The organism is Streptomyces sp. NPDC030840 (genome assembly GCF_055572015.1).
Window position 1 is genome coordinate 146,774 of the sequence record NZ_JBVIEE010000003.1, and the last position, 19,769, is coordinate 166,542.

Consider the following 19,769-nt stretch of genomic DNA (forward strand, 5'->3'; position numbering starts at 1 on the left):
CGCGGCCCGCCGCAGGCGGGCCGCCTTGAACCAGTAAAGAAACTTTGGACAGCTCGAGCCCCTTCGGCCTGTCCGATCCCGGGTGATGCTTGACAGTTCTGTCCCAGCTGATGGTTGACAGTGCCGGGGATGGATGGCGGTCTGCGCCAGTCGCAGCAGTTGATTGCTTCCCGCCAGGCGGTGCGGTGCTGCGTCTCCGCCGCCCGCACGACGGGAAGGCACGAGGGATTTCCCTGCCCACTCCCGCCCGACGGGCACATGGGTTGCGGCAGGAAGACCGGATTCAGCAGGCTTCCCGGACGAGCGGCCGAATGGTGCACGCGCGCTTCACCAGGGCGGGCCACCGAGGGGTTTTACGAGGCGATACGGAAGAACGACACAGCGATGGACGGGGAAACAGTGGACGAGCGGGAGATCGCAGCGCTGGAAGCGGACCTGAAGCAACTGGCTGGCGAGATAGCCGAGTTTGCGAAACTCATGCAGCAGGCAGCGCGGGAACTCAACTCTCTTGCCCGTCGATGTGGTCTGCCATCTTCTGCATCAGAGTGAACATCTTGGCCATGTCCTGCTTCAGGCCCGCCAGTTCATGCTTCAGCTCCTCAACGTCCATGGCGAGGTTGAAGTAGCGAGTCTCGGAAGGCGTCGGCTTGGGGGGCGCACTCTCGGGTGCACCCTCTTCGGCCTGTTCGTCCTGAGCCTGCTCGGGTTCACCTTCAGGCCGGCGCACGAAACTGCCCCTGCCCTGGACGCCGTAGATGAGCCCCTCGTTCTTGAGCATGCGGAACGCGTTCTGCACGGTGGCGCTGGCGATGCCGAACTTCTCCTGCAGTTCCCGCGACGGGGGGATCTGGTCACCGGGCTTCAGGACGCCGGTCTGAATCTGGCGTCGCAGGTACTCGGCGACCTGCACATAGGGAGGCCGGTGGTCCCGATCGAGGGGCAGTGTCATAGCCGCAGGATACGGCCACCCAGCTAGATCACGCGGGAGTACCAGCAAACTCCCACCCCAGCGTTTCAGTTGTCTAGCGTTGCAGCCAACTGAAACATGTGGTTGTATCTGATCCTGGCCGGAGATCACCGGCCACCCCTACAGAAAGGGCCTCTCTGTCATGGCCAGGACCGTTATCCGCGTGCACGTGCTGGACTCCACGAACGTCATGGTTGGCACGCCGACGGTGCCGAAGTGGAAGGACCAGGAGAACGGCGTCCGCGCGGTGGACTTCGAGACCGGTGCGCCGCTGTGCACGCTGACCCTCTTCGTGATGGAGGGCGAGCGCGCCGAGGCGATCAAGGTGACCGTCCCGCAGACCGGTCTGCCCAACGGCCTGCACCCGGGCCGGTTCGTCCGCCCGGTGGACCTCTTCGCAAGCCCGTGGGCGCGGATCTTCAACGATCAGCTTCAGGAGGGCGTGGCGTACCGCTGCTCCGCGCTGGAGCTCGTCGACGGTCCGCACGTGCAGCAGGACAAGGCCGCGCCCGAGTCCGCTGCGGCGTGATGCCGCTCCCCGCACGGCTGGGGTGAGGCCCCAGATGGCAGCCGCCCGCTCGCAATCTTCATCGACGGAGCGGCTGCCCGCCCGGGGCGCGCGCCCGCATCCCTTGTGCTTCTCCGCGCGTCCGGTGCCGCGCGATTTCCCGAACGACACGAAGGAAGACCGGTGAACGAACTCAACGAAGCGTTTGGTTGGCTCCGCGGAGCGATGTGGCTGGGCATCGGACTGATCGCCCTGTGGGCCGTGGTCTGGGTCGTCCGCTACCTGCGGGCGTCGCCCATGGAGCGGATCAGTATCCGGCAGGCGATACGGATTCGCTGGGGATGGAACCGGCTCGCGCAGATGTGCGGACTATCCGTCACGGACAAGATGCCCACCCCGCTGGCCTCGCTCGCGAACACGGACGGCACGCCGCCCAAGCCCCGGGTCCTGGTTCCGGCCCTCAAGGTCACGCCGGACGCCTTCGGGGTGATGGCGTGGGCGAACTGCTTGCCGAAGGTGGGTCTGGCGGAGTTCCAGAAGGCAGCTCCCTACCTGGCGGACGCCTGGCGCATGACGCGGGTGTCCGCGCTCCCCGGGGACAGGCCGGGACAGGTTCTGCTGCGCGGGGTGCGGGTGGACCCGCTGATAGTGCCGACCGTGCACGTGCCCACCGGCCGCCCGCCGGAGGAGTACGCGAAGTGGAACCTGGGGGTCGACGAGTTCGGTATGCCCGTCGTCGTGCCCCTCAGGGAGGTACCCGGCATGGCTGTCGGCGGCCTGCCGGGCTTCGGGAAGACCTCGTGCGTGAACCGGCTGGTGTGCGACTGGGCACCCTCGCCGTCCGTACAGTTCGTCTTCTTCGACGGCAAGGTCTCCCATGCTTATGAGGGCGACTACTCCGACCTCGTCCAGCGGGCGTTCGCGTTCTGCGGCGACGACCTGGAGCAGGCGAACAAGCTGCTGAAGGAACTGGTGCAGCTGCGCCGCGCCCGCTCCGCCTCCATCCGCAGCGTCCTGGGCGTGAAGAACATGTGGCACGTCGGCCCGTCCGCCGACTGGCCACTGATCGTCATCGTCATCGACGAAGCCCACACCTACTTCCGCGATCACAAGGGCTCCGACCCGGCCACCAGGAAGCTCGCCGCGTTCGCGGCGGACAACGCCCGCTTGACGGAGGACCTGGTGAAGAAGGGCCGTTCGGTCGGCTTCCTGACCGTGCTGACCACACAGAAGACCACCGGGGACGCCATCCCCACCTTCATCCGGGACGTGTGCCCGGTCGGGCTGTCCTTCGCGCAGAAGACCGCGGATGCCGCCGTGGCCGCGCTCGGCGACGACATCCGCGAGTGGCCCGACGCCAGCCCGGTCAACCTCCAGGACCCCGCCTACGTCGGTGTCGCGGTCATGTCCCAGCACGGGCGCCCCGGCTTCGTACGCATCCGTACCCCCTACGTCGCCGACGAAGACGCCGCCCGCATCGCCGAGCAGACCGCCCACCTGACGCAGCACCCGGCCCAGCTGCTGGAGAACCTGACCGGCCGCCCGGTCGTGGACCTCACCAAGCCCGACCCCGAGCCCCCGACAAAGGCAGCCTGACATGCGCCGCGTCATGAGGATCTACATCCGGCACATGCGCAAGGCGATCACCGCCCAGGACTACGACCAGGCCGGTCGGATCGGCATCGCCGCACACCGCGTCGCCAACGCCAGCGAACGCCGGGGTCTGGGCACCTACCTCGGGCCGAATGTCGCCCACTGGGCCGGCTTCGACCGTGACTGACCCCCTGCTCTTGCCCCCAACTCGTCCTGGGAGAGGTGAAACCCCTCATGTCAGAAGACCAGATCACTCAGCGCACGATCACCGTGGTCATGGCGGTCATCGCCCTGCTGGCGTTCGTGTTCTCCTTCGGCAACGTCTGGAACCTCGCCCTGCGCCTGGGCGTCCCCAACTCGATCGCACCCCTGATCGCCCCCATGGTTGACCTGTCCGTCCTCGGTCTCCTGGTCGCCCTGCGCTATCTGTCCCTGCACGGCGTCCCCGCTGACGACCTCAAGGGCGCAACCCGGCTGATGCACATCTCCGGCCTCTTCACTCTCGCCCTCAACATCGCCGAACCCATCATCGCCGGGCACTACGGCCGCGCCTGCGTCGATGCTGTCGCCCCGCTGCTTCTCCTCGGCTGGGGCGCTGTCGGCCCCGCACTGCTGCGCCACTTCCATGCCGTCACCACCCCCGCCCCCGCCCCCGCCGGTGTACCGTCTGGGCACCCGGCCCCCGTAGCTCTTCCGGAGCCGAGCAGGGAAACCGCACCGGAAGACGACCCGACCGAAGCCGCTCCCGCCTCGGAGCCTGCCCCGGAACCGGCGATGCCCTCGGCTCCCGCTCCGTTGGCCCCCGCCCTTTCCCCAGACGCTGCGCCGCATTCACCGGTCAAGGTGGCCCCGGCCCTGCTGGACGCCGCCCGCGAGATCGCCGACGCCCACCGCGCCGCACACGGCCAGCCGATCACCGCGGCCCAGCTCAAGGCTCGCCTCGGCGTAAGTCTGCCTCTGGCCACCGCCGCACACGCGGCCCTGACGGCCTGAACCTCCCGCCGGCCTCCCGGCGCTTCCCCTCCCTGGCCCCCTGGGCCTGACTCGTCACGCCCTCGGGCAGCACTCGGCCCCCGTCTCGGTGCTGCCCTGGGCCCTCCATCAGCGGAAAGGATGCACCTGCCGATGCCCCGCGACCTCGACCTACGGCACGTGATCAGCCCCGCAATCCGGGACCTGATCGAGCTGGCCAACCTCGGCGACTTCGACCGCACCCGCGAGCAGGTCTCCCGCCTGCGTGGCTGCACCCGCCCCGTCAACCTCGTCGGCCACAGCCACACCCGCGACGCTGCCACCGGCGAATCGATCCGCTCGTACTCCACCAGCGACGAACCCACGGGACGCCTGCTGACCACCTGCGGCAACCGCCGCGCCTCCCGCTGTGCCACCTGCTCCCGCGTCTACGCTGCCGACACCTACCACCTCATCCGCGCCGGACTCTCCGGCGGCAAGAGCGTCTGCGAAACCGTCCGCTCCCATCCCCGCGTCTTCGCCACCCTCACCGCCCCTTCGTTCGGGCCCGTCCACAACCGGCCCACCACCAAGGACGGCAAGCCGCACGCCTGCCGCTGCGGCCAGCACCACGCAGACGACGCCCCCGAACTCGGCACACCACTACACCCAGCCACTTACGACTACACCGGCGCCGTGCTGTGGAACGCCCACGCCGGAGCCCTGTGGGCTCGCTTCACCCTCAACCTCCGTCGCGCCCTGGCCGCCCACTTCGGCATCACGCAGAAGGACATGAAACAGGTTCTGCGGGTGTCCTTCGCCAAGGTCGCCGAGTACCAAAAGCGCGGCCTGGTCCACTTCCACGCCGTCATCCGCATCGACGGCCCCGACGGCCACACCAGCTCCCCACCGTCCTGGGCCACCGTGGACGACCTCACCCACGCCATCCACAACGCCGTCCCCCGCACCGCGCTCACCGTCACCTCCGACACCGTCGGAGACCACGAGATCCGCTGGGGACAGATGCTCGACGTACGGGAAATCACCGCGCTCGGCGACGGCGAACTCACCGACGCCGCCGTGGCCGGATACGTCGCCAAGTACGCCACCAAGAGCGCTGAGGACTCCGGCACCGTCGACCGTTCCCTGGTCTGCCGCACCTGCTCCGGCCGCGGCACCGTCGGCGGCCGTATTCGGGACCTGTGCCCCGACTGCGAAGGCACCCGCCAGGCCGAACCTCTGCGGGATCTGCCTGTCCACCAGCACGTTCGGCAGATGATCCGCACCGCCTGGGACCTCGGTGGCCTGCCCGAATTCGCGGACCTCAAGCTCTGCAAGTGGGCCCACATGCTCGGCTTCCGCGGCCACTTCTCCACCAAGTCCCGCGCCTACTCCACCACCCTCGGCGCCCTCCGCGACGTACGCCGAGCCTGGCGCCTCGCCCAGGCCGAAGCCGCCCGCACCCGCGCCGGCCTCCCCGTACCCACCCCGGACACCGTCCTCGTCACCGAAGCCTCCTGGGCCTACCTCGCCTCGGGCTACCGCCCCGGCGAAGAACTCCTCGCCAACCAGACCCGCCACGACATCAACCAAGCCCAACGCCGCAAGCACGAAGGGGCGGAGCCTGCATGACGACCGCCGTACTCACCGTGGACCAGGTCGCGACGCGCCTCGGCATCAGCCGCTGGAAGGTCCACGACCTGATCCGCTCCCGCGAACTCGCCTCTTTCAAGATCGGCCGCTGCCGCCGCATCAGCGAAAAGGCACTGGACACCTACGTATCCCTCCGCACCGAACAGGAAGCCGCCTGATGGCAACGCCGAAGAAGAACGCCAACAACGAGGGCACCATCTACCAGCGCAAAGACGGGCGTTGGGAGGGCAGTGCGTACGTCCTGACGACGGACGGCACGTACAAGCGGCGCAGCGTCTATGGCAAGACCTGGGACGAGGCGCACGAGAAGCTGACCAAGCTCAAGGCTGACTCCCTCAACGGCCTGCCGGTCGCCACCAACAAGATGACGATCGCCGAGTACCTGACGTACTGGCTTACGAATGTCGCCAAGGGCAAGGTCCGCAGGACGACCTACGTCAACTACGAATCCCTCGTCCGTAACTACGTCACCACGGAGTTCGGCAAGAAGAAGCTGGTCCGGCTCACCGCCCGCGACATCCGCGCCTTCCTCGCGAAGACGGCGGTCACCTGCCAGTGCTGCGCACAGGGCAAGGACAAGAAGCGACCGGAGCACAAGCGGCGCTGCTGCGCCCTCCGGAAGTGCTGCAAGAAGCTCCCGTCTGACCGGACCGTGCGCTTCCTGCTGGTGATCCTGCGGGCCGCCCTTCAGCACGCCGTACGCGAAGACGAGTTGCCCCGCAACGTGGCCCGGAACGTGGAGCTGAGCATGGGAACCAAGCGCGAGATCGAACCGCTCACCGCCAAGGAGGGGCGTCAGCTCCTGGCGGCGGCCCGGGACAACCGCCTGTGGGCCGCGTACGAACTGGCGGTCCGCATCGGCCTCCGGCGCGGTGAGCTGCTGGGGCTGCGCTGGTCGGATGTGGACCTTCACGAAGGCGTGCTCACCGTTCGGCAGGCTCTACAGCGCGTCGGCGGTGAACTGCTGATCGTCGCGCCGAAGACTCAGCGCTCGGCCCGTCGCGTGGCCCTGCCGTCCGAGTGCGTCACGGCGCTCCGTGCCCAGCGTGCACAGCAGATCGCCGACCGGAAGGGCGCGGGGGACAACTGGAAGGGCACGGGCCAGGGCCTCGTCTTCACCACCAAGAACGGAACCCCCATAGAGCCGCGCAACCTGAACCGCTCCTTCGAGGTGCTGTGCGTCCGCGCCGGCGTCCGTAAGGTCCGCTTTCACGACCTGCGCCACACCTGCGCCTCGCTCCTGCACGAACAGGGAGCCGACGCCCGCATGATCATGGAAGTCCTCGGCCACAGCTCGATCCGCGTGACCATGGACATCTATACCTTCGTCCGGCTCGACTCTCAGCGCTCCGCGTTCGACCGCGTCGACGACGCGCTGAGGGGTGACGGCAACGATCCGGACGACGATGACGGCGCGGCCGGTGTCCCCGTAGCCGTCTGATCGGCTCCCGAATCCGGTTGCCGTCAAACACTGCCGTCAGGACATAAAGCAGAGGGCTTGTGGAGTGATCCACAGGCCCTCTGCCATGCTGTGCACTCGGCAGGATTCGAACCTGCAACCTTCTGATCCGTAGGCGCGTGCGCCCCCGATGCGCGCTCCATCAGCCAGCCATTCAGTGCCGTTGAGCCACGCTGTCGATCCCGTGTCGGTCCATGCCTGTGCCCTGTTGTACGTGGCTGTTGATGTCAGGAACTGATGTCAGACGACAGGGTCTTGCCTTCCGGCTGACCAGCGCGTTAGCGCCTTGGAAGCGGCACCGCGACGCGCGCAGCCACGTCCGCGTGCCGCCCCTCGGGGAGGCCGACGGGCAAGAGGTCGTCGGGCATGGCCAGTTCGCCCGCCGGGCGCTGCGCGAGCCACCCGGAGCGCCTATGTGACGGAGCCTCAGTGCGTACGTGCTTGAAGCCAAGCCGTTCGTAGTAGGCGTGCAGCCCCGTGTTTGTGCGCCATGTGTCGATGCGCACCCAGGTTCGCCCTTCCAGCGCTGCAAGGCGAGACATCCAGTCGATGACCCGTGCGCCAAGCTGTCGCCCGGACGCGTTGCGCGCGACCATCAGCTTGTACAGGTACAGCGCTGTTTCGGGGCGGTCGTCGTCCGTCCAGAAATCCCGGTCGACGGGGCCCCGACTGACCGTTGCGAGCACTTCGTCAGACTCGCCGACGACGACCCATGCGCGCCCCTCGTCTATGCTCGCGCGCCATTTCGAGATGGCCCGCTCGCCGGTTTCAGGGTCACTCCACTGGTCGGTGCCCTTGGTGCGTAGCCACCCCTCAGCCTCTGCGCGCAGAGCCAAGAGGGCGGGTACGTCCTCCGCCGCCGCAGGGCGGAGGTACTCAGTCTGTGTCGACTTCATAAAGGATCTTGTGCCTGTCTCCGGGAAGAATGGTGACCATGCAGCGGAGGGGACGCCCGTCCGCGTCGTAGCCCGTTCGGGTGTGCTCCGCGACCGGCGTTGCCGCTGGAAGGGCAAGTAGCTCAGCCTCCTGATGAGTTGGCATTCGGACTGAGATTTCGTCCCTGTACTTGGCTTGGACAAGGCCCACGGAAGCCAGTACCCCGCCAGGCGCCGATACGTCACGCGGCTCCATCAACGGTGTGCCGCTGACGAGTTCCTGGGGGAAGTATGAATCAGCCAGTGCGTACGGCTGGTTGTCTATGAACCGGACGCGCTTGCGCGCCACGGCCAGGCCGTCAGCAGGGAGTTCGAGACATTCGCGCACGTGGGGCGGGGGTTCCACGATCGAGACCGTGATGTCTTGGCGGGGGGCGTTCCCGTTCTCGGCAATCGCACTTGCCCACTGGTCACCAGCGGTTCGCCCTTCGACCGCCGTGGCGTGGCGGCTCCGGCTCTCCAGAGTCGTCCAGTTCCACACGACCGGCGGATAGTCCTGCCGGACGTACTTCCCCTGCCCCTGTCCCGTGACGACTAGGCCCTCTTCAATCAAGAGGCGGACGCCGGCGCGAACAGTCTCGCGGCTGTAGCCGTACTGGCTCATCATCTTCGACTCACTGGGGAGGGCCTCACCCCCCGACAGTCGACCCGACTGGATCTGTTCGCGCAGGTCATAGGCGATTTCCTGCGCCTTCGTCATACCGCGTCGCACCGGCAATGTGACTCCTCTGCTCCGACTCCTCCGTACAAGTTAGACCAGGGGGCTTGACTCTCCAAGCGCGACTCATGCAGTCTCTTGCTCAGCGGCACTCCTCCAGACAAGCCGGACGGGGTGTCACGTACGGTTCCGCCGTACAAGAACGCCCGGAGGAAAGCCCAGCTGGGGCGAGTACGAGGGAAGCGTCCGTTGCTTGAGAACTGAACACAGGGAACTGCCGGTAACCCGTGGTCCGCCTGCCCGAAGGGGTCGGAAACAAGGCGGAGAAGACCGGCGTGCCGCGTACCTCGCGCGGCTATCCACCCACAACGGCGCGCACCCCCGGAGTTGCAGCTCCGGGGGTGCTGTTCGGGCCGTTCACCTGCTAGGGAGACCACGACCCATGAACCACATCGTCACTGTTCAGGACGCTGTTACCGCGTTCGCCGACTTCATCGAGCCGACGGACGCCGAGCTCGACGCGATCGAGCAGGAGATGCCCGCGATCCTCGCGGAGGTCGACCTGTTGGACGCGCAGATCATCACGCTCGACCGCACCCCGACCGAGCTGGACGCGCGGCGCATCCGCCGGGCCCGGAACCGGGTGCTGGCCGCCCGGCGGGACCTGGTCAACCGCACGTCGGGCGCGAGCCTTGCGGGGGGTGCGGCATGACGACCCCGACAGGGCGTGTGCTGCGTGCGCAGATCACGATCCGCTGCTGCGGCACCACGGCCCCGGTTCACATCGCTGGGCCGTGCTGGCAGTTGTTCGTAGTGATGACCGGGCGAGTGGATGACTGGCCTGTGTTCACGTGGCCCACGTCGTCCCAGGTACCGACGGTCGACGAGCGCGCGGCGGCGCTGGCTGGGCTCGGCTACCGGCTCGCCGATGGTGCCGAGTGGGAGTGGTGCGAGGACACCACTCCGGACTATCACCCGCACCCGGTGCGAGTGGCACTGATTGCCGCTGCCGAGATCCGACCGCTGAACGGGGGTGCAGTATGAGGGGCAAGACCGTTCTTCCCGCCGTCGCGATGACGGCTGTGTCCATGGTGCTCACCCTCGCGGTGGTCGTGATGTGGCTCGGTACGGCGGTGCCGTGGCCCGTCGCCCTGGTCGTCGGTCTGGGGATCGACGGCGGATGGCTGGCCACCCTCGCCTATGAACGCCGTCTCGCCGCGCAGGGCGACCACAACCGGACGGTGACCGGTGTGGGCTGGTTCTTCGGCGCGGTGGCAACCGGCGTCCTGGTCGCCCACGCGCTGAGCGAGGAGTCCGCCGCCGCGTGGCTGGCCGTGGCGTGGCTGCCCCTCGCGGCTAAGGCGCTGTGGCTCGTGCATGGGCTGTGGGAGCGCACCGCGCTCACTGCAACAGCGCTCGGGGCGATTCGCGGTATCCAGCAAGAGGCCCGCGACGAAGCGGCCGTGGCCCGTGCCCGGCTCCGTGCCGAGGCGGTGACCGAGGAGACGCGGCTGACGGCCGTGACGCAAGCCGGAGCACGCGTCGCACGCGTCCAGGCCAAGACCGCCGCCACCCTCGCCGAAGCGTGGTCGACGCTGGAGACGGCGCGGGATGGAGAGGACACCGGACGCGCGCTGACCAGCGTGACGGCCCGCGTCACGCCCGGCGTCACACCCCGCTGGGAACTGCCGGTGTGGGGACCCATCGAGCCGGTTGCCGCGCTGGAGGCGGGGCCCGCGCTCACCGATGAGGCACTTGACGTGCTGGTCGACGAGATCCGGCACAGCCAGGTCCCGGCCCTGTCCTACCGGGAGATGGCCGCCCGCTTCCGCGCTGCTGGCCACTCCGCTTCTGAGGTCCGGTTGCGGGCCGCGTGGAAGCGGGTGGCCTGATGTCCGCCGCGTGGGGCAAGTGCTACGACCCCTCCGGCGCCCGCTACGGGGTGCCCACCTACCCCTGGAAGCTCGCCCCGGACGGGTTGGCCACGCGCCGACAGTTACGGGCGCAGGGTCTGCGTCCGGGGGGTCAGGAGGTAGCGGCGCAGCTCATGCGGGTCAACCGCCGCCAGGGCGGGGTGCGCGTCGCCTACCTGTACCGCGTCGACCTCGCCCGCCCGGTGCGGCCGATGACCTCCCGGAAGTGGGGCGCGCTCGCCCTGGCGATGCTCGCCCGCCGCACCTGCCCGAAGTGCCAGATCACCTACAGCTACTGCATGCCGCGCTCGCTCGGCTGCTGCGTGCTGTGCGCCTACCCCGACCCCGACCACGCTCCGAGGAGTACCTGATGGGCAACGCCGACATCCGCCGCCTTGACCGCGCGATCCGGGCGACGACGAAGAAGCTGGAGGCCGTGCGGCGGGGTGAGTGGTGGCCGCTGACCAGCCGTGAACGGCTCTCGATGGCCCGTGCGATGGCGGGCGGCGCCCGCAGCGTGCACCGGGGCCGCAGCACGAGTGGCGCGGAGGACCGGATGGACTCCATCGGCTCCGCCGCCGAGACGCGGCTGAACGCGGAGCTGACGGCCCTGCACGGCGAGCGTCAGCGCCTGATCACCGAGGCCGCCCGCGCCAAGGCGAAGAAGAAGTCTTCCGGCTGGTTCTGACCAGCCACGGGCGCCCGGGGTGACCGCCTCTTTCCACGGACACGGCCACCCCGGCTCTCCCTCCACAATCCCGCCCCACATGGGGCAGTCAGGAGAACTGCCAGCATGACCGAGAACGTCGTCCACCTCCACAAAGACCCGCAGCCCACCGCCGACGTGCCTGCTGAGGACGTGGCACCGACGGTGCTGACCGTCGTCCCGGACGCCCCGCCGACCCCGAACCCGCCGCTGTGGGTGCGCTCCGGGCGAGCGGTGAAGCACGCTGTCACCCACGAGACCACCAAGACGACCGTCCGCGCGGCGGCCCGCCACAGCCTCTACACCCTCAACGGCGGGCGGATCGTGGCCCGCCGCGCGTGGGACGGCCGTACCGGCGCCCGCTACGAGCGGATGATCCGGGCGGCGGAAGCCGCGGGGAACCTGGAAGCGGCCGAAGAGTGGGAGGAGCGCCTGCAGCGCTTCCGTGCCGCCCGCCACCACCGCCGCATGGACCTGCTGCACTCCCCGGTGGAGGCCGCCAAGGGCGTGGCCGTCGGCGCCGGTATGAGCGTTGGCGTGCTGGTCGCCCTCGGAGTCGTCATGGCCATCAACACCGGCCACGTCGGCGACGTGGTCACGCCCCTGTCGGCCACCATCGACTTCATTCGCCCTGCTGATCCGAATCGTGCAAGTCGTGTGGGGTCCGGCGCTCACCATCGGCCCGTTCCTGGCCCTGCTCGCCCTGTGGTCGGTCGGCCGTAAGCAGCAGGCCGCACCTACCTGGGCACTCCCGGCGAACGTCCGCAACGGCGAGGGCGAGCCGATCACGCCGTCGATCGTGGTCAAGGCCCTGCGTGACCTCGGGGTGCCCGCCCTGGCGCGAGCCATCAAGGAGATGGGCGACGCCGGCGCATCCATGCTCGGACCGATCACCATCGCCGGATGCGGCGTGGAAGTCGACGTGACCCTGCCCTCCGGGGTGGCGACCAACGAAGTGCAGAACAAGCGCCGCAAGCTCGCCGAGAACCTGACCCGGCACGAACACGAAGTGTTCATCACCATCCCCCAGGCCGCCCGCACGGTGCGGCTGTGGATCGCCGACTCCGGCGCGCTGGACGAGCCGATCGGCCCGTCTCCGCTGGTCACCGACGACACGATGACCGCCGACTACGCCAAGGGAAAGGCGCCCTGGGGGCAGGACCTGCGCGGCGACGCCGCCGCGCTGAGCCCCTACCAGCGCCACCTCCTCATCACGGGCCTGTCGAACCAGGGCAAGACCGTGGCCCTGCGCTCCCTGGCCCTGTGGCTCGCGCTGGACAAGTCGGTGCAGTTCCTGATCGGTGATCTCAAGGGCGTGGGCGACTGGGCCATGTTCGACGGCCTCGCCACCACCCTGATCCAGGGTCCGACGGACGAACACGTGATCCAGGTGACCGAGATGGTTGAGGGCGCGGTGGACGAGATGAACCGCCGTATCCAGGCGCCCCCCGGCACCACCTTCCCGCCGCTGATCGTGCTGGTCGACGAAGCGCAGGTGGCGTTCATGTGCCCCGCCAAGGACGAGGACAGGCGCCCCTATGGCGGGTCCAAGGCCAACTCCCGGTACTTCATGGCCGTCCGGAAGATCCACAACCAGGGCCGTGCGGTGAACGTGCTGATGTGGCAGGGCACCCAGGACCCGACCAACGAGAACCTTCCCAAGCTGGTCCGCGAGGGCGCCCACACCCGCGCATCCCTCGCCCTGGGCACCGAATCCCAGGCCCGCATGGCCCTGGGAGACAAGGCCGTCGACGGCGGGGCGGCTCCGAACCTGCTGCGTCCGGGGCTGGATAGGGGAACCCTGGTCGTCGCCTCCGACGGCATCACCATCCCGGCCGGACAGTCGTCCATCACGGTGCGCACGCACTACATCGACGACGACGCCGCCGAGGCCATCACCGACCGGGCCAAGGCCCTGCGCGACGGCGTCACCACGCTGCACGCCATCGAGCGGGGCGAAGAGCGTGACCCGCTCGCCGACATCGCCGCTGTCATCGGCGACGCGCCCCGCGTGCGGACCAAGGATGTGCTGGCGCGGCTGGCCACGCGGAACGCGGACGCCTACGGCGGCTGGTCGTTCATCGACCTCAAGCGCGTCCTGGACGACGCCGGAGCCGAGCCGTACAAGTCCGACGGCGTCATGGTCGTCGCCCGCGACCGGCTCGCCCGCGCCCTCGCCAACCGCGACAACGAGGGTTCCGCTTCCGCCGACTGACGGCAGGGAGCGCACCGCCGACGGGTCAGGGATGCAGGGAGAACTCCCTGACCGCCTCCCTGACCCGCCTCCCTCGCGCTGACCTGCACGAATGATCGTTCAGGGAGTCAGGGAGGCCCGCAGGTCAGACCCCCCGAACACCCCTCCACACGGCACCCCGAAGGGGGTGTCTCTGCCTCCCTGACCAACGTTCGGAAGGGATTCCGCATGCACCCCGAACAGTCCCGCCCCGCGCCCCATGAGCGGGCCGTAGAGGTCCACCAGCCCACCCCCATCACCCCCGCCCCCGTCCAGTCGGCACCGATGGTTCCCGTCCAGCCGGGCCCCATCCCGACGGTGGCGAGCGTCGTCCTGCCCGACGGGCGAGTCGTCACCGGCTACGCCATCGAGCCCACCAAGCCCGAACCTGTGACCGCCAAGCCGCCCGTCTCCCGCGCGGCGGTCAACGTCGCGCTCGGGGGCGTGGGGTTCCTCGCCGTGTGCGGCGGGCTGCTGCTGCTCACCACGTTCATCACCGCGCTGACCGCGCTGATTACTCAGCTCATCACCCTCGCCGCCGTCATCTTCGGCGGATGGATCGCCGTTCAGGTGTTCAGCGCGTCCGGCCACAAGGGCGGAACCACGGTCAACATCCGCAAGGCCGTGATCAAGCGCAGCCACTTCCACGGCTAGCTACGCCAAGGGCGGCCCCCCTCTCGCCAAAGACCGGGGCCGCCCTTGCTCGCCAGCATCCACCCAAGGAACTGGAGACACCCAGCATGACCCATGACCCCCGTTCCGCGCTGCTGCGCGCGGCGCTGGACGCCGCCGAACGCGGCTGGCACGTCTTCCCCCTGCGCCCCGGCACCAAGCGGCCCGCCCTCCACGGCGAGACCGCATGCCCCCGCACCGGCGAGTGCGCGAGCGGGCACCGCAAGTGGGAGCAGCGCGCCACCACCGACCCCGACCGCATCCGCGCCGCCTGGTCGCAGGCCCCGTTCAACGTCGGCATCGCTACCGGCCCCTCGGGGCTGGTCGTCGTCGACCTCGACATGCCCAAAGACAAGGGCAGTTCGGACGCGCCTGACGGCGCGACAACCTTCCGAGCGCTCTGCGAGCGCGCCGGGCACGCCGTCCCCGACACCTACCGGACGCGGACCGCGAGCGGCGGTGAGCACCTGTACTTCACCGCCCCCTCGGGTGCGCGGCTGACCAACACCGCAGGAACCGTGGGCGAGTTGATCGACACCCGGGCGGGCGGCGGGTACGTCGTCGGCGCCGGTTCCCGCACCCCCGCCGGACCGTACGAGGCGCTGTGCGGCTCTGTGGTGGCCTCTCTGCCCGCGTGGCTGCAAAGCATCCTGGGATCGCCCCGCAAGCCGTCTCAGGCGCCCTCAGTGGCCATCACGGCGCAATCCCGCCGATATGCGGATGTAGCGCTCGCCAACGAGGTGCGGGCCGTGGCGACGGCCGCCGACGGCACCCGCAACACGACACTGTTGCGGGCCGCCCGCGCCCTGGGTCGGTTCATCCCGTCCGGCGACCTCACCCGGACGGCGATTGAGCAGGCTCTTAGTGAGGCGGCGGGGGCCAACGCCACCGAATCCCAGCGCTACTACGACGACGTGATCCGGCGAGCGCTGGACTGGTCCATCGCCCGCAACTCCCCACGCGGGAGGGCCGCATGAACCACCCCCTCACCTCCTCCCCTAAGAGCCTCACCACCACCCCGAACGGCCCGCGCCCCGCCGAACCGGCCGCACCCCGTACGGCCGTAGGCGAGCCGACAGGCGCCGCCCGCAAGGGCGTCCGAACTGCCCTTGGTTCTGACCCGCAGCAGGGTGACGGCCGCTACCCCGTGGCGTGGCTGCACATCGTGGCACCGCGCGGTGCCACCCCCACCGCCACCTCGAAGTGCCTGTGCGGCCGTGACCGCAGCGCCGTAGGCCACCGCCGCGTACTCGCCCTGATCACCGACCACGAAGCCCACCGCGACACCTGCCCGCTCCGCACCCCCCAGGAAGGGAGGTCCGCCGCATGACCGACACCATCGACGGCGCCGCGCTGCTGGACGAGGTGGAAGCCTTCCACCGCCGCTTCAACGTCTTCCCCACCGAGGCCGCCTACGTCGCCGTCACGCTGTGGGACGCGCACGCTCACCTGCTCGACTGCTTCGACTCCACCCCGCGTCTGGCGTTCCTCAGCCCGGAGCCGGGATCGGGGAAGTCGCGGGCACTGGAGATCGTGGAAACCCTCGTTCCCCAGCCCATGACGGCCGTGAACGCGTCCGCCGCCGCCCTGTTCCGGTCCGTGTCCAACCCCAACGGACGGCCCACGATCCTGTTCGACGAAATCGACACGATCTTTGGTCCGAAGGCAGGCGACAACGAGGAACTGCGCGGGTTCCTCAACGCCGGACACCGCCGCACCGGCGTCACCTACCGGTGCATCGGCGACAACGGCAACCAGACTGTTCAGGCCTTTCCCTCCTACTGCGGGGTGGCCGTCGCCGGACTCGGTCACCTGCCGGACACGATCATGACCCGCTCGGTCATCATCCGCATGCGCCGGCGGGCCCGCAACGAGCACATCGAACCCTTCCGGGCCCGCATCCACGAGGCCGAAGGGCACAAGCTCCGTGATCGGCTCGCTCAGTGGGCCGAACACGCCCGAGGGTTCGTCATGGGCGCCTGGCCGGACATGCCCGACGGCGTCAGCGACCGCCCGGCCGATGTGTGGGAACCCCTGCTCGCCATCGCCGACGCGGCCGGCGGCGCCTGGCCCGAACGGGCACGCGCAGCATGCGTGACCTTGGTGACCGCCTCGAAGGTCAACGACAAGGGCAGTCTCGGTGTCCGGCTGCTGACCGATCTGCGCGATCACGTCATGGTCGGCATCGACCGCCTGCCCACCGTCGCGATCCTCGACCGGCTCAACGCCCTCGACGACGCCCCGTGGGCCGACCTCAACGGCAAGCCGCTCGACAACCGGCGCCTGTCGAAGATGCTCGCCGAGTACATGACGGCCGACAACGAGCCCATCGCCTCCCGCAACATCAAGACCGCCGGAAGCGTCCTCAAGGGCTACTACGCCGCCGATCTCTGGGACGCGTGGGCCCGCTACTGCCCCCCACCCCCGGAAAGTCCGCTACCTCCGCTACCCGGCACAGAGAACGTGGCCTGACCAGCGACAACGGGGTAGCGGCTAGCGCCACGGCGCCCCGCTACCCCGCCGCTACCCATCCGCTACCGCTACCCCTTCCCGCTACCTCGAACAGGCTCCTGACCTGCGCGGTAGCGGCGGTAGCGGAGGTAGCGGCCCTCAGAGACCCCCTCCGAAGGACTGCCCTAAGAGGAGTCACCCGCATGACCACCGCCACGCCCCCGAGCCACGAAGCGCTCAAGGTCCCCGAAGTCATGTCCGCGCTGCGTCTCAGTCGCAGCAAGGTCTACGACCTCATTCGATCGAAGCAGCTCGAAAGCTTCACGTCCGGACGTGCCCGCCGCGTTCCGGTCGACGCCGTACGCCGGTACATGCAGAACCGCATCGAGGAGAGCGACTGATGGCCAAGCGCCGCGCCAACGGCGAAGGAACAATCACCAAGCGCGCGGACGGCCGTTACCACGCCGCCGCCTACGTCTACCGCCCCGACGGGACGCGCACCAGGAAGTTCGTCTACGGCAAGACCCGTGAGGAAGTGGCCTACAAGCTCACGGAGTTGCAGGAGAAGACCCGTCAGGGCATCCCGGCCGCAGAGTCCACGATGGCGTTCGGCGACTACCTCACGTACTGGCTCGCCGCCATCGCGCCGGAGCGACTCAAGCCCGCCACGCTGAACAGCTACGAGGGTTTGACCCGCCTGTACATCCGGCCCGCCCTCGGCAAGAAGCGGCTCAACCGGTTGTCGCCGACAGACGTGCGCCGGTTCCTCCTGGAGTTCAAGAACTCCTGCCTGTGCTGCCTCCGGGGTGCGGACAAGGAGCGCCCGGAGGAGAAGCGCTCGTGCTGCGCCGTGGGCCGTTGCTGCGAGCGCCGTCCGTCGGCCCGCACCGTTCAGTACATCCACGCCGTCATGCGGTCCGCGCTACAGCAGGCGATCCGAGAGGAACTGGTCGCGCGGAACGTCGCTCGGGTCGTAGAGACTCCCACTGTCACCCCCAAGGAGGTGCGTCCGCTGGACGCCGCCGAAGTCCGCCTGTTGCTCAAGATCGCCCGGTCCCACCGTCTCTATGCCCTCTGGCTGCTGCTCGTGTCGACCGGCCTGCGTCGGGGAGAGGCGCTGGCGCTCACCTGGTCGGACATCGATCTCGCGAACGGTCAGCTCCGCGTCCGTCGGAACGTGCAGCGCATCCGGCGTGAGCTGATCTTCGGCACTCCGAAGACCAAGCGATCCATCCGTACGGTGTCCCTGCCGAAGCACTGCGTCCGGGCGCTCAGGCAGCACCGCGACCACCAGGAGTGGGAACGCAAGATCGCTGGCAAGAAGTGGCAGCCTGCTCCGGGGCAGCCGGACGGACTGATCTTCACCACAACGACCGGTCGTGTCACGGACCCCCGAAGCCTGAACCGGATGCTCACCATCCTGTGCCGGAATGCCAACGTGCGGCGTGTGCGGGTGCATGACCTTCGGCATACGTGCGCGTCGCTCTTGCTCGCTCAGGGTGTCGATGCCCGCACGATCATGGAGACGCTCGGGCACAGCACGATCACCATGACGTTGGACACCTACGCGCACGTGATGGGGACGACGCTGCGGGCAGCCGCCGATCAGATGGACGACGCCCTTGGGTTGGACGACTCGGAGGAAAGTTCGGACGGCGAGACGGAGCCGGACACCGAGGAGTGAGCCCCGTTTCCAGCCGCGTTGATGTCACGCGCTGATGTCAAAGGCCCTCCGGGGTAATCCCGGAGGGCCTTTGACCTGTGCGCACTCGGCAGGATTCGAACCTGCAACCTTCTGATCCGTAGTCAGATGCTCTATCCGTTAAGCTACGAGTGCTTGCGTGTTCTGTTGTGTTGGCGCTTCCTTCCGGGCTTTTCGGCCCGGTCGGCGTTGCGGGAACAACATTACATGACTGGCGGCGTGAGGCGAAATCCGTTTGCCGCACCCGGCCTGACCTGCGAAAACGTTCCTGGGGCGGCCCTGACGTCGTCGGCCTCATAGGGTCGGCTCCCCGTCTCCCGTCCCGTCCTGCACCCGCGTCGGCCCGCGGAACGACCGAAGCCCCGGTCGTCGGGGACCAGGGCTTCGGGATCAGACGCGGAGGCGGAGGGATTTGAACCCTCGATGGGCTTTAAGGCCCAAACCGCATTAGCAGTGCGGCGCCATAGACCGGACTAGGCGACGCCTCCAGCACAGCCGCCCGCGCGAGCGCGAGTGGTGCGTGCAGATGATGACACAGCCCAGTGGGCCGTCACCAATCGCCCCCCACGGTACTAGGCGGAGAGGCCGCAGAGCAAAGCCGTATGGCGGCGGTTCGGCGGGGCGGGGGATCTTCGGCGCGGATGATCGGATTGTCGTCACCGGTGATCGCCGCGAGCCGGGAGCCGAGGGCCCGCAGCCGGTGGCGCAACCGTGCGCGCACGCCTGCGTTAGGCAGATCATGGTGCGCCCCGCTTCCTCCGTTCCCCGTCGTCCCGCCGCCGCTCTCCGGCGGTTCCTCGTCGGCGCCGCCGCTCTCGGCGCGGTCACCGGGCCGGCCTTCGCGCCTCCGGCGGCGTACGCCGAGAGCGGTGGACCGAGGCCGCTGCCCGCGCCGGCCCCCGTTCCCCCGCCGGCTTCCGAACATCGGCTGACCATCACGATCGAGGGCACGGGCCGCGCCGCCGACGGGACGGTCGCCCTGGAGTGCCGCCCTGAGGGCGGGAACCACCCGGACGCCCGAGGCGCCTGCGGGAAGCTCGAACGGAGCACGGTCTGGGGACGCGACCCCTTCGCCCCCGTGGCCCCTGGAACCATGTGCACGATGCAGTACGGCGGTCCGGCCACCGCCCACGTCACCGGCACCTGGGCCGGCCGCCCCGTCGACGCCCGCTTCGACCGCCGGAACGGCTGCGAGATCGCCCGGTGGGACGCCCTCGTCCCCGTGCTGCCCAGGCTCGGCCGGCGCGGCTAGCCGGGACAGGGGGGCGGGGAAGAGGTCCGTCGCCGCGCATCCCCCGAATCGCACACAGGTACGGCCAATCGCCCAGAGCCGAATCTTCACGAAGTCGATCATCCCGCCCCCGTGAG

At 69.0% G+C, this 19,769-nt stretch carries 22 protein-coding genes, 2 tRNA genes and 1 pseudogene; 20 read left to right on the forward strand and 5 right to left on the reverse strand.

Features of this window, described 5'->3' with window-relative positions:
* Positions 1–499 precede the first annotated feature (499 nt).
* On the reverse strand, positions 500–949 hold the full coding sequence (locus ACZ49J_RS07930) for a GntR family transcriptional regulator (RefSeq protein WP_467446635.1): 450 nt from the start codon (positions 947–949) through the stop codon (positions 500–502).
* Positions 950–1,109: 160 nt separating this feature from the next.
* Between ACZ49J_RS07930 and ACZ49J_RS07935 the strand changes: the two genes are divergently transcribed.
* From ACZ49J_RS07935 to ACZ49J_RS07965, 7 genes are all read left to right on the forward strand, one after another.
* Complete coding sequence (locus tag ACZ49J_RS07935; RefSeq protein WP_467446636.1) at positions 1,110–1,496, forward strand: SCO3933 family regulatory protein; 387 nt, start codon at positions 1,110–1,112, stop codon at positions 1,494–1,496.
* Positions 1,497–1,658: 162 nt separating this feature from the next.
* Positions 1,659–3,071, forward strand: coding sequence for an FtsK/SpoIIIE domain-containing protein (locus ACZ49J_RS07940; protein ID WP_467446637.1), 1,413 nt, complete (start codon positions 1,659–1,661; stop codon positions 3,069–3,071).
* A gap of 13 nt (positions 3,072–3,084) precedes the next feature.
* Positions 3,085–3,255, forward strand: coding sequence for a hypothetical protein (locus ACZ49J_RS07945; protein WP_467446638.1), 171 nt, complete (start codon positions 3,085–3,087; stop codon positions 3,253–3,255).
* A gap of 47 nt (positions 3,256–3,302) precedes the next feature.
* Positions 3,303–4,061, forward strand: coding sequence for a DUF2637 domain-containing protein (locus ACZ49J_RS07950; RefSeq protein ID WP_467446640.1), 759 nt, complete (start codon positions 3,303–3,305; stop codon positions 4,059–4,061).
* A 132-nt stretch (positions 4,062–4,193) separates the two neighbouring features.
* Entirely contained in the window at positions 4,194–5,651 is a 1,458-nt protein-coding gene (locus ACZ49J_RS07955) for a replication initiator (RefSeq protein ID WP_467446641.1), read from the forward strand.
* Positions 5,648–5,830 (forward strand): helix-turn-helix domain-containing protein, encoded by a 183-nt coding sequence (locus tag ACZ49J_RS07960; protein WP_043407193.1) that lies wholly within the window; start codon positions 5,648–5,650, stop codon positions 5,828–5,830. The genes ACZ49J_RS07955 and ACZ49J_RS07960 overlap by 4 nt, the downstream gene beginning before the upstream one ends.
* Positions 5,830–7,113, forward strand: a complete 1,284-nt coding sequence (locus tag ACZ49J_RS07965; RefSeq protein WP_467446643.1) for a site-specific integrase — start codon at positions 5,830–5,832, stop codon at positions 7,111–7,113. The genes ACZ49J_RS07960 and ACZ49J_RS07965 overlap by 1 nt, the downstream gene beginning before the upstream one ends.
* A gap of 296 nt (positions 7,114–7,409) precedes the next feature.
* Here ACZ49J_RS07965 and ACZ49J_RS07970 read toward each other — a convergent pair whose 3' ends face one another.
* Together ACZ49J_RS07970 and ACZ49J_RS07975 are read right to left on the reverse strand one after the other, a co-directional pair.
* Positions 7,410–8,027, reverse strand: coding sequence for a GNAT family N-acetyltransferase (locus ACZ49J_RS07970; protein ID WP_467446645.1), 618 nt, complete (start codon positions 8,025–8,027; stop codon positions 7,410–7,412).
* Entirely contained in the window at positions 8,008–8,766 is a 759-nt protein-coding gene (locus ACZ49J_RS07975) for a GntR family transcriptional regulator (protein ID WP_467446647.1), read from the reverse strand. Before ACZ49J_RS07975 ends, ACZ49J_RS07970 begins: the two co-directional genes overlap by 20 nt.
* A gap of 400 nt (positions 8,767–9,166) precedes the next feature.
* Between ACZ49J_RS07975 and ACZ49J_RS07980 the strand changes: the two genes are divergently transcribed.
* The 12 genes and pseudogenes from ACZ49J_RS07980 (at position 9,167) to ACZ49J_RS08035 (ending at position 18,383) form a co-directional block, all read left to right on the forward strand.
* Positions 9,167–9,436 (forward strand): DUF6284 family protein, encoded by a 270-nt coding sequence (locus ACZ49J_RS07980; RefSeq protein ID WP_467446648.1) that lies wholly within the window; start codon positions 9,167–9,169, stop codon positions 9,434–9,436.
* A complete protein-coding gene (locus tag ACZ49J_RS07985) occupies positions 9,433–9,768 on the forward strand; it encodes a DUF6303 family protein (protein WP_467446649.1) in 336 nt (111 codons plus the stop codon). Before ACZ49J_RS07980 ends, ACZ49J_RS07985 begins: the two co-directional genes overlap by 4 nt.
* The gene (locus tag ACZ49J_RS07990) at positions 9,765–10,616 is read left to right on the forward strand and encodes a protein spdB (RefSeq protein WP_467446650.1); all 852 of its coding nucleotides are present in this window, start codon (positions 9,765–9,767) and stop codon (positions 10,614–10,616) included. Before ACZ49J_RS07985 ends, ACZ49J_RS07990 begins: the two co-directional genes overlap by 4 nt.
* A complete protein-coding gene (locus tag ACZ49J_RS07995) occupies positions 10,616–11,008 on the forward strand; it encodes an RRQRL motif-containing zinc-binding protein (RefSeq protein WP_467446652.1) in 393 nt (130 codons plus the stop codon). Before ACZ49J_RS07990 ends, ACZ49J_RS07995 begins: the two co-directional genes overlap by 1 nt.
* On the forward strand, positions 11,008–11,325 hold the full coding sequence (locus ACZ49J_RS08000) for a hypothetical protein (protein ID WP_467446653.1): 318 nt from the start codon (positions 11,008–11,010) through the stop codon (positions 11,323–11,325). Before ACZ49J_RS07995 ends, ACZ49J_RS08000 begins: the two co-directional genes overlap by 1 nt.
* Positions 11,326–11,430: 105 nt before the next feature.
* Positions 11,431–13,558: pseudogene (locus ACZ49J_RS08005) on the forward strand (FtsK/SpoIIIE domain-containing protein).
* Between the two features lie 207 nt (positions 13,559–13,765).
* Positions 13,766–14,230: a hypothetical protein gene (locus ACZ49J_RS08010; protein WP_467446655.1), complete on the forward strand. Its 465-nt coding sequence runs from the start codon at positions 13,766–13,768 to the stop codon at positions 14,228–14,230.
* Between the two features lie 86 nt (positions 14,231–14,316).
* Positions 14,317–15,225 (forward strand): bifunctional DNA primase/polymerase, encoded by a 909-nt coding sequence (locus ACZ49J_RS08015; protein ID WP_467446656.1) that lies wholly within the window; start codon positions 14,317–14,319, stop codon positions 15,223–15,225.
* On the forward strand, positions 15,222–15,578 hold the full coding sequence (locus ACZ49J_RS08020; protein WP_467446658.1) for a hypothetical protein: 357 nt from the start codon (positions 15,222–15,224) through the stop codon (positions 15,576–15,578). The genes ACZ49J_RS08015 and ACZ49J_RS08020 overlap by 4 nt, the downstream gene beginning before the upstream one ends.
* Positions 15,575–16,720 carry a DUF3631 domain-containing protein gene (locus ACZ49J_RS08025; protein WP_467446660.1) on the forward strand — a complete coding sequence of 382 codons (1,146 nt, stop codon included), beginning with the start codon at positions 15,575–15,577 and terminating at the stop codon, positions 16,718–16,720. Before ACZ49J_RS08020 ends, ACZ49J_RS08025 begins: the two co-directional genes overlap by 4 nt.
* 182 nt (positions 16,721–16,902) lie before the next feature.
* Entirely contained in the window at positions 16,903–17,100 is a 198-nt protein-coding gene (locus ACZ49J_RS08030) for a helix-turn-helix domain-containing protein (RefSeq protein WP_467446661.1), read from the forward strand.
* Positions 17,100–18,383, forward strand: coding sequence for a tyrosine-type recombinase/integrase (locus ACZ49J_RS08035; protein WP_467446662.1), 1,284 nt, complete (start codon positions 17,100–17,102; stop codon positions 18,381–18,383). The genes ACZ49J_RS08030 and ACZ49J_RS08035 overlap by 1 nt, the downstream gene beginning before the upstream one ends.
* Positions 18,384–18,463: 80 nt before the next feature.
* Here the strand turns inward: ACZ49J_RS08035 and ACZ49J_RS08040 are convergent.
* Both ACZ49J_RS08040 and ACZ49J_RS08045 read right to left on the reverse strand, forming a co-directional pair.
* Positions 18,464–18,536: transfer RNA gene (locus ACZ49J_RS08040), tRNA-Arg, on the reverse strand.
* Positions 18,537–18,798: 262 nt separating this feature from the next.
* Positions 18,799–18,889: transfer RNA gene (locus tag ACZ49J_RS08045), tRNA-Ser, on the reverse strand.
* A gap of 251 nt (positions 18,890–19,140) precedes the next feature.
* On the opposite strand from ACZ49J_RS08045, the gene ACZ49J_RS08050 reads away from it, so the two are divergent.
* Positions 19,141–19,653, forward strand: a complete 513-nt coding sequence (locus ACZ49J_RS08050; protein ID WP_467446663.1) for an SSI family serine proteinase inhibitor — start codon at positions 19,141–19,143, stop codon at positions 19,651–19,653.
* The last annotated feature ends 116 nt before the right edge of the window (positions 19,654–19,769 follow it).